The 12,288-nt window shown below is 70.7% G+C and carries 8 protein-coding genes; 3 read left to right on the top strand and 5 right to left on the bottom strand.

Going from position 1 to position 12,288, the window contains the following annotated elements:
* Nucleotides 1–47: 47 nt before the first annotated feature.
* Complete coding sequence (locus WMF33_RS04575; protein ID WP_437335979.1) at nt 48–1,580, bottom strand: hypothetical protein; 1,533 nt, start codon at nt 1,578–1,580, stop codon at nt 48–50.
* A gap of 545 nt (nt 1,581–2,125) precedes the next feature.
* Here WMF33_RS04575 and astD point away from each other — a divergent pair.
* Complete coding sequence (gene astD / locus WMF33_RS04570; RefSeq protein ID WP_437335978.1) at nt 2,126–3,595, top strand: succinylglutamate-semialdehyde dehydrogenase; 1,470 nt, start codon at nt 2,126–2,128, stop codon at nt 3,593–3,595.
* A 288-nt stretch (nt 3,596–3,883) separates the two neighbouring features.
* Here astD and WMF33_RS04565 read toward each other — a convergent pair whose 3' ends face one another.
* The gene (locus WMF33_RS04565; protein WP_437335977.1) at nt 3,884–5,173 is read right to left on the bottom strand and encodes a cytochrome P450; all 1,290 of its coding nucleotides are present in this window, start codon (nt 5,171–5,173) and stop codon (nt 3,884–3,886) included.
* A gap of 151 nt (nt 5,174–5,324) precedes the next feature.
* Nucleotides 5,325–6,017 carry an ROK family protein gene (locus WMF33_RS04560; RefSeq protein ID WP_437335976.1) on the bottom strand — a complete coding sequence of 231 codons (693 nt, stop codon included), beginning with the start codon at nt 6,015–6,017 and terminating at the stop codon, nt 5,325–5,327.
* Between the two features lie 1,175 nt (nt 6,018–7,192).
* Here WMF33_RS04560 and WMF33_RS04555 point away from each other — a divergent pair.
* Nucleotides 7,193–8,722, top strand: coding sequence for a DUF1592 domain-containing protein (locus WMF33_RS04555; RefSeq protein ID WP_437335975.1), 1,530 nt, complete (start codon nt 7,193–7,195; stop codon nt 8,720–8,722).
* Nucleotides 8,723–8,757: 35 nt separating this feature from the next.
* Nucleotides 8,758–10,104, top strand: a complete 1,347-nt coding sequence (locus WMF33_RS04550; RefSeq protein ID WP_437339444.1) for a DUF1552 domain-containing protein — start codon at nt 8,758–8,760, stop codon at nt 10,102–10,104.
* 71 nt (nt 10,105–10,175) lie between these two features.
* Here the strand turns inward: WMF33_RS04550 and WMF33_RS04545 are convergent, their stop codons facing one another.
* Complete coding sequence (locus WMF33_RS04545) at nt 10,176–11,273, bottom strand: pectin acetylesterase-family hydrolase (RefSeq protein ID WP_437335974.1); 1,098 nt, start codon at nt 11,271–11,273, stop codon at nt 10,176–10,178.
* An 89-nt stretch (nt 11,274–11,362) separates the two neighbouring features.
* Nucleotides 11,363–11,866, bottom strand: a complete 504-nt coding sequence (locus WMF33_RS04540; RefSeq protein ID WP_437335973.1) for a hypothetical protein — start codon at nt 11,864–11,866, stop codon at nt 11,363–11,365.
* Nucleotides 11,867–12,288: the final 422 nt, after the last annotated feature.

Below are 12,288 nucleotides of genomic sequence, written 5' to 3'. Positions count from 1 at the left end.
GCCGGGCGCGCGGGCCAGCGTGCGTTGGCGTCGGAGATGGGAGGAAATCAGCCGCGCATCGCGGCGGTCGCCTGGGGCCGCAGCGCCGGGCGCGGCCGCTTGGCGACCTCGGCCTTCCGGGGCACCGAGGGCCGGGCGTCGGCCCTCCAGGGCTGGAAGCGCTCGTCTTTCCACATCAGGAGGCCGCCCGACAGGGGCGCGTCGGGGGCCGCGCCGTCCTCGGAGCGCAGCCAGACGAGCGGGCGCGCCTCGAAGACCGGCTTCGTGCACGCGATGTCCTCGAACGCCGCCGACCAGGAGCCGGTGTTCCCGAAGAACACCCCGTCTTCCCAGCTGCCCTCCGGGTTGTGGGTGTGCCCGAAGACCACGGCCTTCGCGCGGTGCGCCCGGGCCACGAGCCGCGCCGCCCGGTTCACGCCCTGCCAGACCGCATCGAGCGTGGGCTTCGGGATCGCGCACTCGTAGGCGACGAGGAGCGTCGGGGCGAGCAGGACCGCCGGCGCGAGCCCTTCCGGCATCCACCACAGGCACGCGAGCGCCGCGACGAGCCCGACGAGCACGAGGCCGAGCCGATCGAGCCAGAGCTCGCGGGCCACCCGGCCGAGGCAGTCCTCGGCGGGCCGCGCGAACAGCCGCGCGTGCTTCACCACCGCGGGGAACGGCGCGCCCGTCTCGCGGGCGGCGGCGGCCAGATCGGCGCGCCGGAGCGCGCGGCGGCACGGGTCGCGGCGGCGCACGAGCTCGAGCATCGTGCGCAGCGCGCCCACGGCGAACGCCAGCACGAGCGACCTGCCCGAGAACAGGTAGTACCGCGCCCAGTGGGAGAGGTACCCGAAGCCGGAGAGCATGAACGACGAGTCGACGTGCGGGTTGAAGTACCCCATGCGCGACACGAGCAGGCGGCTCACGAGCGAGCCCATGGTCGGCTGGATCTCCCCCCGCTTGCGGCCGAACGGCGCCATCGGGTAGCGGTAAGAGCAGTACGAGTCGTACTGATTGCCGTGCTCGACGACGACGCCGTCGCGCGTACGGTGGAACCAGGCGCGGAAGACCACCCGCGCCTCGAGCGCCGCGCGGCGCTCTCGCGCGGCGCGTGCCGCGGGGGCGCCGTCGCGGGCGGCGAGCGCGTGCAGGGCGGCGTCGACGACGCGCCGCCTCACCGCGTCGCGCACCTCGGGGAGCGTGAGCTGGATGTCGTGGTTGCCCGCCACGAACACCACCGTGTGCCCGTCCGCGACGACCCGGCCGACGGCCGCGACGAACACGGGGTGGTCGCGGAGGATGGCCTCCATCGCCGGCACGGCGTGCTCGGCGGTGCGCGGCAGGTCGTGGACCACGCTCTCGTTGTCGATCACGCGCGGCGCGTCCAGGTCGAAGATGTCGCCGTTCAGGACCAGCGTGAGCTCGTCGCGCTGCGTGTGGAGCCCCCCGGAGCCGCCCGTCCCCTTCCGGATCTCTCCTCGGAGGGCGTCGAGCATCGCCGCGATCTCCCCGTCCGGGGAGTACGGCGCCTGCCGATAGCGCATCCAGAGACCGGCGGTCGGCTCGAGCTCACATAGATGGATGTCTGATATAGCCACCGTGTGATGCATCGGCGGGGAAACTGACATATCCACATTTCCACGCCAGCCACGGGACCGTCAAGACTTGGTGTCATGGGCCGTGAGGCGCGCCCGGGCGGCGTTCGCCCGGAGCGTGATTTCACGGTTCGATCGCGCTCTGCACACCTGTTCGCCACGGTGCATCCCTGTGAATGTCGCGAGCTCGCCACATGCGCTGTCGGGGCGCGGTGGCGCAACGTGCATTAAGGACCACCTTCAGGAATTCTCATCGGGCGAGCGGATACCATCGGTTGTGGGTCCATCGGGCCGGCACCCCCTCCGTTGGGGTCGCCCCCGGGACGCGCGCGGATCCGGCGCGCGCGGCGAGCGGCCGCGGCCCTGGGCGGGGCGGGCGGGCAGATCGGCGGCGGCGCCGGCGATCTGCCCGCGCCCGCCCGCCGGCGTGGGCGGGCTCGCTGCGCGGGCGGCTGGTACGGTGCACACTGGCGGGGCAAGGTGGACGCTCGCCAGCCTGGCTGGACGGACTGCTGAGCTCGCGGGGCGTTCCGCGTGGAGAGGTGACCATGTCGACCCATTTCATCGACGGCTGCTGGGTGTCCGGCACGGGGGAGCCGTTCGCGAGCCGGAACCCCGTGACGCAGGCGCTCGTCTTCGAGGGGCGCGCCGCGGCCGAGGGGCAGGTGGACGCGGCCGTGCAGGCGGCGCGCGGCGCGTTCAAGGCGTGGCGCGACGGCGGCGCGGAGGCGCGGGTGTCGCTGGTGAAGCGGTTCGCCGGGCTGCTGGGCGAGCACAAGGCCCGGCTCGCCGACCTGATCGGGCTCGAGACCGGCAAGCCGCGCTGGGAGGCGCTCACCGAGGTCCAGACGATGATCGGCAAGGTCGACGTGTCGCTCATGGCCTTCCGGGAGCGGACGGGCGAGCGGCAGGCCGAGGCGGGCGACGCGACGGCGGTGGTGCGGCACCGGCCGCACGGGGTGGTCGCGGTGTTCGGGCCCTACAACTTCCCGGGCCACCTGCCGAACGGCCACATCGTGCCGGCCCTGATCGCGGGCAACTGCGTGGTCTACAAGCCGTCGGAGCTCACGCCGAAGGTCGCGGAGGAGACCGTGCGGCTGTGGCAGGAGGCGGGCGTTCCGGCCGGGGTGCTCAACCTGGTTCAGGGGGGGAAGAGCACCGGGATCGCGCTCGCGGGTCACCCGGGCATCGACGGCCTCTTCTTCACGGGCAGCTCCGCGACGGGCAGCGCGCTGCACCGGCAGCTGGCGGGGCAGCCGGAGAAGATCCTCGCCCTGGAGATGGGGGGCAACAACCCGCTGATCGTCGAGGACGTCGCCAACACCGAGGCGGCGATTCACCACATCCTGCAATCGTCCTTCATCTCGGCGGGCCAGCGGTGCACGTGCGCGCGGCGGCTGCTCGTGCCGGCGACGCCGGAGGGCGACGCGCTCGTGGAGCGCCTTGTCGACGCGGCGGGGCGGCTCAAGGTGGGCAGGTACGACGACGCGGAGCAGCCGTTCATGGGCGCGGTGATCTCGCTCGCGGCCGCGGATCGGCTGCTCGAGGCGCAGGCGCGGCTAATCTCGCTCGGCGGGGAGGCGCTGCTGGAGATGCGCCGGCTCGAGGAGGGGACAGCGCTGCTCTCGCCCGGGATCATCGATGTGACCGCGATCGAGGAGCTGCCGGACGAGGAGCATTTCGGGCCGCTCTTGCAGGTGCAGCGCTACGAGAGCTTCGACGAGGCGCTCTCGCTGGCGAACCGCACGCGCTACGGGCTCGCCGCGGGGCTGATCTCGGATCGCAGGGAGCTCTACGAGAAGTTCTGGCGGGAAGCGCGGGCGGGGATCGTCAACTGGAACAAGCCGCTCACGGGGGCGTCGAGCGCGGCGCCGTTCGGCGGGATCGGCAGCAGCGGGAACCATCGGCCGAGCGCGTACTACGCGGCGGACTACTGCGCTTATCCGGTCGCGGGGCTGGAGGCGGCGAGCGTGGCGCTGCCGGCACAGCTGGCGCCAGGGATGCGGGGGACTAACTAGAGGGCAACGGCCGCCGGCGGGAGGGGAGGGGGCGCGCGGGGGGCGAGGGGGGCCCTTCCCGCGGACTCGCGCCTTGTGGTGGCTATGGCCATGAGAACCGGAGATGACGATCTGGGAGGGAGTCGCTCCGATGCGGGCCGGCGCTCGGATCCGCGGGGCCCTTCCCCCTCGCCCCCCGCGCGCCCCCTCCCCTCCCGCCAGCGGCTCGAGGCGCTCTGTTGGAGGGGAGAGGTCGAGTTGGCCGGAGGCGGGGGGCTCCGGGGTGCTGTGTCGAAGAATGTGTTGAAGTCAGGAGGCGGAGCTCTGCGCGCCCAGCTCGACCGGCATGGCGGTGAGGCTGCGGATGCCGGGGCTCTGGCGGTAGGTCAGCGGGGCGGAGGAGAGCGCGGCGTCCGGGAAACGGCGGAGGAACGTGGAGATCGCGGCCTGGGCCTCCACCCGAGCCAGCGCGGCGCCGGCGCAGTAATGCACACCGAGACCGAACGAGATGTGACGGATGTCCGTGCGGCGGAAGTCGAGCCGGTCGGGATCGGGGAACTGCGAGGGATCGCGGTTCGCCGCGCCGAGCACCAGGAAGGCGCGATCGCCCTTCGCGATGCGCGCGCCGTCGAGCTCGATGTCGTCGAGGGCGACGCGGCTCATCCACTGGACCGGAGAGTCGTAACGGAGCAGCTCCTCCACCGCCGGGCCGATCAGCGCGGGCGCCTCGCGGAGCGCGTCGCGCTCGGCCGGGTGCAGGAGCAGCGCGAGCAGGCCATTGCCGATCAGGTTCTTCGTGGTCTCGTGGCCGCCGAAGAGCAGCATGCAGCACGTCGAGAGCAGCTCCTGCTCGCCGAGGATCATCCCCTGCTCCTCCGCGACGAGGAGCTGGCTGAGCAGGTCGCTCCCGGGGTTCTGCCGCCGGGCCGCGATCACGCCGCGGAAATAGTCCTCCATCTCGGCGACGGCGCTCAGCGCCCCGCCCGCGATCTCCAGCGTCGGCCGGCCCGAGCCGAGGAACCCGCCGAGCGCGTTCGACCAGCCCTTCAGCCGGTGCCGATCCTGCGTGGGCACGCCGAGCACCTCGCCGATCACGAGCAGCGGCAGGACGTCGCCGAGGTCGCGGAGGACGTCGATGCGGCCCGTGGGCGCGACCGCGTCGAGCAGCTCGTTGACCAGCGCCTCCACCCGGGAGCGCATCCCCTCGACGAGCCGCGGCACGAACGCCTTGTTGATGAGCGAGCGGATGCGCGTGTGCTCCGGCGGGTCGAGCAGCAAGGCCCAGGACGCCAGGTTGCGGCGCAACGGCTCGAGCCGCTGACGCACCTCCTCCGGCAGCTTCGTCACGAAGGCGCCGGAGCGCTTCGCCGAGAGGCGCGGGTCGCGGAAGCCCGCGGCGACCTGGTCGTAGCGGGTGATGAGCCAGCCGTTGTAGGCCGCGCTGAAGTACACCGGCGCTTGCTCGCGCAGCTTCGCGTACACGGGGTACGGGTTCGCGAAGGTCTCCGGCGATTGAAGGCGAAACGGGTCGAGATCAGCGTCCGCCGCTGGAGGGGCCGCAGGCGTCGCGTCGGGCTTCGGTGCGTCGGGCGAGTTCATTCGCCCAGGGTACGCCGGCCGCGCCCGCTTGGGAACCGGCGCGGCCCGCGCCCGCTCGGGGACCGGCGCGGCCTTCGCTCGCCGAGCGCCCGCCCCGGCCGGCGCGCCGCGGGCGAGGCGGCCGGGCCTGCCCGCGGCGCGGGGCGCTTTGCTAGGCCCAGAGCTTGATTCCGCCGAGCAGGCCGGCGACGTTGTCGACGACGACGACGTTCTCGGGCAGCCGCGAGACGTCGAGCAGGCGCGCGTTGCCGCCGCCGAGGTAGAGCTTGCGGTAATTGAAGATCGGCTCGAGCTGCGCGATCATCTGGCGCACGCGCTTGTTCCAGCGCTTCGGGCCGATGCGCTTGCACTCGGCGTCGAACACGCGATCCTCGTACTTCAGGTCCCGCTTTCCGTAAGGGTGATGTCCGAGCTCGAGGTTCGGCACGTAGTGGCCGTCGATGTACAGGGCGCAGCCGAGCCCCGTGCCGAAGGTGAGCACCATCTCGAGCCCCCTGCCCTCGATGACGGCGAGCCCCTGGATGCCGGCGTCGTTGGCCACGCGCACGGGCTTCGCGAGGCGGCGCTCGACCGCCTCGGCGAGCGGGTAGCCCTTCCACTTCTCGTTGTCGAGGTGCGGCGCCGTCTTGGTCACGTTGTCCATCACCACGCCGGGGAAGCCGATCGAGACGCGATCGAACTCCCCCAGCGCGCGGGCCATCTCCTCGATGACGTCGAGCATGGGGTCCGGCGAGGCCGGCTGCGGCGTCGGCACGCGCATGGGATCCGCCATCGGAGTCCCCTGCCCGTCGAGGATGGTGCCCTTGATCCCCGTTCCGCCGATATCGATGCAAAGCGTGCGCATGGATTCCTCTGTCTCCTCCCGGAGCTCTTCCTCCGAGGCTGCCGCGGGCACGTCGGCGCGCCCGCGATCGCGGCGGACATCATCTGGAGCGCCGGCCGTGTGTCAACTGGAGCCGCAACATGACCGCCCCAGCGGCACGGGCGCGCGCTGGCTCGATGCGATGTTAACGCTAACAGGTGGCCAGCATCGGCCATCTGAAGGAGGGAGCGGAGCACGCCGAGCGCCGCTGGGCCGTTGGCCACGAGCAGGGCGGAAACGTCCAGCGAGCGCAAAAGCGGCGGGATTCGGCGCCCGATTCGGCGCCCATTTCTTCTGACGCGGCGCTCCGGCGGAGCCCCGCCAGCCAGGTGCCGCCCCCGGCCCGAGGAGCCCGCGGGCCGTCCGGTTTGGCGTTGACATGGGCCATGTGATCGTTCACATTTGGTCCGAGCCGCATCCTTCTGCTTCGCCTTGGAGGGGTCGTCTTGCGCGCCGAGAGCTTTGCCATCGATGGTCTCGGCACCGATTCCGCTAGCTCGGTCGTTGCGGGCGCGATTGCGGATCGAGGATGGGTAGCGTTTCACCAAGGGTGTCTCTCGCCAGAGAACACGATCCACCTCGCTGATTCGGCGAAGGTCCTGTGAGCCTGGGTGCGCCCACGGGGGATGTTGTTTCGAAGATCCGGCGAAACGGCCGAATGGCGAGCGTGGGGACGGCGTGAGCTACGTGGTGGCAGATCGCGACGACGTCCTCCTCGGGGGCACCGTTTGATGGATGAGGCCCCTCCGGGAATTTTACTGAGTCACGCGAGAGGCGATGCGTTCACCGTCTCATTGCACTTCTTCGTTATAGCTGCCGACTGCTTCTCGCGAGGTCCAGAGTGCCCCTCTGAGGGCTGCACCATGATAATCTGACGATGTCGTCAGGGAAGCCAGCGGTTCGACAATTACCTTCAGCGTGCCCACAGCGGGCGAAGAGGGATGTTCATGTCTAGGCCCTCCCATCATGACCAGGCGCGTCCTATCAGGGGCTCTCGGTCGGCGATCCTGGCCGCGTTGCTCCTGGCCAGCGGCTGCATCGGAAACGTGGGTGGTTCCGGTTCCGGTTCCGGTTCCGGTTCCGGCGCCGAGCCCGGCGACGAGCCTGACGTCACGGATCCCACCACCGGGGCCCCGCTCGCGTGCAAGGACGGCGCGGTGTACCCCGGGCGAGCGCCGCTGCGGCGGCTCACGCGCGTCGAGTACAACAACACCGTCCGCGATCTCCTGGGCGACACGACCAACCCCGCCTTTTCGCTGCCCAGCGAGGATGTCGGGAACGGCTTCGGCAATGACGCGGACACGCTGTCGGTCTCGAGCCTGCTTGCCGAGCAGCTGAGCACCGTCGCGGAGGGCGTCGCCCAGCGCGCGACCGCCACCCCGGAGGCGCTCGCGAAGCTCGCCCCTTGCGCGCGCAACGTGGCGGCGGCGGACGAGGAGGCGTGCGCGAGCACGATCATCGAGAAGCTCGCCCCGCTCGCGTACCGCAGGCCCCTCGCCGACGGCGAGGCGAACGAGCTCCTCGCGCTGTACCGAGTCGGCAGGACCGACGCGACGTTCGCCACCGGCGTCGCGACGGTGATCGAGGCGCTGCTCCAATCGCCGGACTTCCTCTACCGCATCGAGCGCGGCATGCCCGACCCGGAGCGCCCCGAGCTCCGCCGGCCCACGGGCGACGAGATGGCGACGCGGCTCTCGTACATGCTCTGGGGCACGACGCCCGACGAGCAGCTGCGCACGGCCGCGCAGGCGGGTGAGCTCTCGACGAAGGAAGGCGTGCGCAAGCACGCCGAGCGCATGCTCGAAGACCCTCGGTCTCGGCCCACCATCCGGTTCTTCTTCGACAACCTGCTCCCCATCAGCAGCCTCGCGGATCTCGAGCGGAACGCGGAGGCGTTCCCCACCTTCTCTCGCACCATCGGCTCGCTGATGCGCGAGGAGACACAGCGGCTCATCGAGCACGAGGTCTTCGAGGGGGGCGGGACATGGCCGTCCATCTTGACGGCCCCGTACTCGTTCATGAACGAGCAGCTCGCGGCGTTCTACGGCGTCTCCGGCGTGACGGGCGACGAGTTCCAGAAGGTGGAGCTCGACACGACCCAGCGCCTCGGGATCCTCACCCAGGCGGGCATGATGGCCGGAACGACGCACTCGAACAACACGAACCCCGTGACCCGCGGCTCGTTCGTGCTGCAGAAGCTCATGTGCATCATCATCCCGCTCCCCACCGGCGACATCCTGGAGCAGGTGAAGCCGCCGGATCCGTACTCCGGCAAGACGGCGCGGGAGCGCTTCAGCCAGCACAGCCAGGACAAGGCGTGCGCGGGGTGCCACCAGTTCATGGATCCGGTCGGCTTCGCGTTCGAGAACTACGACGCGGTCGGGCTGTACCGCACCACCGAGAACGACGTCGTGATCGACCCGAGCGGCACGGTCCCGGGGACGCTGGGGGATGTGAGCGGGCCGATCGAGCTGGTGCAGAAGCTCGCCGCGTCGGAAGAGGTGCAGGACTGCTTCGCCAAGCGCTGGAGCGAGTTCGCCTACGGCCTCACCCTGCGCAAAGAGGACAAGTGCACCGAAGAGGCTGTCACGACCGCCTTCAAGGCGTCCGGGTACAACGTGAAACAGCTCCTGATCGATCTCACGCAGACGGACGCTTTCCACTATTTGGCTTCAGGACAGGAGTGAAGGTCATGTCGAAATTTCGCTTGAGCCGACGTGCCATGCTGCGGGGCGCCGGCGCCATCGCGGTCTCGCTCCCCTGGCTGGAGATCATGGGCACCGAGCGCCCGGCGCACGCGGCCCCCGCCCCCGCCAAGCGCTTCCTCGCCGTCTACACGCCCGGCGGCACCGTGCTGAACCGCTGGAGGCCGACCGGCTCGGAGACGAGCTTCACCTTGAGCCCCATCCTGGCGCCGCTCGCGCCGGTGCAGAACCGGCTGATCGTCGTCGACGGCCTCGACATGAAGAGCGCGCGCGGCGAGCAGCACCAGGCCGGGATCATCGCCTGGCTCACGGGCACGTCGCAGGAGGGCTCCAACAACGGCGGCTACGGGAAGGGGCCGTCCATCGATCAGGTGATCGCCGCCCGGATCTCCGCCGGTCAGAAGGCGAAGGCCAGCATCCAGATCGCGTTGCGCTGGGCCACGGGCAAGTCTCACGGCCTGCTGTCGCCGATGAACGCCGCGAATTTCGAGAACGACGCGCCGCACAAGCCGATCCCGCCGCGCCTCGATCCGGTGGAGATCTTCACCGAGCTGTTCGGCACGCTGAACCCGAACGACAGCAACGACGCTGCCCGTCGCCTCGCGCGGAAGCAATCGATCCTCGACTTCCTCGACCGGCGCTACGCCACCCTGTCCGGGCAGCTCGGCGCCGCCGATAGGCAGAAGATCGACCAGCACCTCACGAAGATCCGCGAGATCGAGCAGAGCCTCAGCAACGTTCCGGTCGAGACGAGCGCGTGCAAGGTGCCGACGAGGGTCGACACGTCCGACTACAACCCGCGCACGGGGCTCAACTCGTCCGACAACGGCTCGATCAAGGACACCTCGACCGACGCGGCGATCCCCAAGGTCGGCAAGCTGTTGACGGACATGATGGTGATGGCGTTCGCCTGCGACATCACCGGGGTCGGCACCCTGCAGTGGAGCGACACCGAGGCGAAGCACACCTTCCCCTGGCTCAACCTGACCGAGCACCACCATTTCTACCAGCACGACGGCGGCTTCAGGCCGAACGAGTGCGAGGCCATCTGCACCTGGTACTCGAAGCAGCACCTCTATCTCCTGCAGGAGATGGAGAAGATCGACATGGGCGGGCACTCGCTGCTCGACGAGAGCGTCGTCTTCTTCGGCTCGGAGCTCTCGGATCCGCCGTCGCACAAGAAGAACGACATGCCGTTCCTGCTGGCCGGCGGCGGCGGAGGCCTGCGCACCGGGCGCTGGCTCCGGTACCCGAACCTCCCGCACAACAACCTGCTCGTCTCGATCTTGAACCTGTTCGGCGACACCCGGACCACGTTCGGCGACCCGCGGGACTGCACCGGGCCGCTCACCAACCTGACCTAGCCGCTCCCGAGGCGGGACGCCCCCTCGCTCGAACGCGACAGGGCGGCGCCCGCCCCTCGCCCGCGCGCCCGCTACGGTGAGCCGCAGTCGTCGCAGGCGACGCTGGGCGGCGGCTCGCCGTTCACGAGCGCGTCGAGCCACCGGACGAGGCGCGTCCCGCCCGACTCCAACGTGTAGAACTCCGGCCGCCAGAGGATGCAATGAGCGCTTCCGGCGGCGAGGTACGCGCTGAAGTTCGGCGTCGACGCCTCGATGTGGTCGACGGACGCCCTCATCGCCTCCGACCACGCCTCCGCGCCGCCGCCGCCGCCCATCGCGCTGTAAAAGAAGATCTGGTCCTCGTCGTGGACCGTGTTGTACTGCGACAGGCGCATGTCGGGGTAGTGCGCGCCGATCTTCTCGTAGAGCACGTACAGGTTCACGAGCTCGGCCGGATCGAGCCCGGGGATCCACGTCGGATAGGCGCCCTCCGGCTTCCAGGAGGGGAGGCTGTCGTTGAAGAAGGCGTCGGTGATGACCCCCGCGCCGCTGTCGGCGAACTGGACCACGGACGCGTTCTTGTAGTGCTCCCGCAGGTGGGCAGACCACAGGATCGAGCCATACGCGCCCGCGCTGCAGCCGGTCACGAAGATCTTCTCGGGCGCGGGGACGTTCGCGTAGACCCAGTCGAGCGCGGCGCGGACGTTGACGGCGCCTTTGTGCCGGACGGTGACGGCGCTGCTGCCCTGTCCGTACGTGGCTACGTTGTCGCCCCAGTGGATGTCCCCGGTGCAGTAGGGAATGTAGACATGGTGCCAGTCCCTGAACGGGTTGTCCGGGTTGTCATGGTCGTAGATCCCGGTCGTCAGGGGATCGTCGCCGACGGTCTCCTGGAAGATGTCGGCGCCGGCGGAGCAGGTGGCGGCGCTCCAGCACGCGCCGCCGCCGCGGAACTCGACGATGAGGCGATTGACGGTGCCCGGGCGCACGAGGTACTTGAACGGATCGCCGCGCGCGCAGGTGGTCTCGCCGCCCGGCTCGATGGTGTTCCATCCGGAGGGCAAGCTCAGGATTCCCGCCCGTGGCGGGCTGTTCGGGCCTTCGTCCTTGGCGGACGAGCCGCCACAGCCAACGATGGCGAGCAGACACAGCGGGATGTGGAATCGAGGGAATGCGGGGTTGAAGCGCATGACGGGCGTGAGGATAGCATTCCACGACTCCCAGGCTTGTCCGCCGGCGACGGCGCGGGCCGCCGGCGACGGCGCGGGGGTGGAGCGCGCTACGGCGGCGGGGCGTGCTCTGCCCAGATCTGCGCGGCGGCGGCGCTGACCGCGCGGCGAATCGAGCCCTCGTCGAGGCGCGCACGGTCGCGCGGCGCGAGGGCGGCGCAGATGCCGAGCGCGACGAGGTAGAGGGCGCCGATGAGCCCGATCCACCGCAGACCGGACGCGCCCAGCCGGGAGATGATCTCGATGGGCACGATCTGCGCGCGGATCTGGACCGCGCCGATCACGAGGACGGCGCGGTCCCCTTCCTGGAGCTCGATGTCGGCGGGGCCCGTCAGCAGGCGCCCGAGCCCGTCGGCGCCGTGGACGCGCGCCCGCGTCCGCCGCGGTACGTGCAGCACGTAGCGCGCGCCGGTCACCTCCGCGATGACGGGGGCCGCCCTGTCCAGCTCTATCGACGGCACGCGCGCGATGGATGCGGGCGTGTCGCCGATGTGCGCCCGGCCCTCGGCGAGCAGGTGGCGGACGCCGATCACGTCCTTGCCTCGGACGGCCACGAGCTCCAGCGCGCGCCGCGCGGAGGCGCTCGCCGCGGGCGGCCGTGATCTCCGGTCGCTGACGGGTGCGGCCCTCGATGCCTCATTAGGACCTTTCGCCATACTCTACAGCCCCCTTCGTCGGCCGCGGGCAGGGGTGGACTCCGCATGTCCCCTGGTCACCTGCCCTCGGCGCGCCGCCCCGCTCGCCGCCACATCACTCCCCTTCCCCGGCTCCTCTGGCATGGATCGTTCCGCGGCCAAGCGCGCAGGGACGTGGCGCCCCGGCGGCCCCTGCCAGCGCGCCTCGTCCGCCGGAGAAGGAGGGAGAAGGCGACGGAGAGGACGACCGCGGCGGCGCCCGCGGCGCGGCGGTGGGCGGCCGTCGTCGCTGACGGACCGGAGCGCGGGCTCGACCTCGACGTCCGGCGCTTGGTCAGGGA

This window comes from Sorangium sp. So ce394, from assembly GCF_051474665.1.
Classification (GTDB): Bacteria; Myxococcota_A; Polyangia; order Polyangiales; family Polyangiaceae; genus Sorangium; species Sorangium cellulosum_D.
The sequence above is the reverse complement of the archived record's forward strand: the minus strand, read 5'-3'. Positions and strand labels throughout refer to the sequence as shown.

Bases quoted from the DNA above. Each gene is read 5' to 3' on its own strand.
- WMF33_RS04560 (WP_437335976.1), bottom strand. From the start codon at position 6,017: ATGCGCACGCTTTGCATCGATATCGGCGGAACGGGGATCAAGGGCACC.
- WMF33_RS04565 (WP_437335977.1), bottom strand. From the start codon at position 5,173: ATGAACTCGCCCGACGCACCGAAGCCCGACGCGACGCCTGCGGCCCCT.
- WMF33_RS04550 (WP_437339444.1), top strand. From the start codon at position 8,758: ATGCTGCGGGGCGCCGGCGCCATCGCGGTCTCGCTCCCCTGGCTGGAG.
- astD (WP_437335978.1), top strand. From the start codon at position 2,126: ATGTCGACCCATTTCATCGACGGCTGCTGGGTGTCCGGCACGGGGGAG.
- WMF33_RS04545 (WP_437335974.1), bottom strand. From the start codon at position 11,273: ATGCGCTTCAACCCCGCATTCCCTCGATTCCACATCCCGCTGTGTCTG.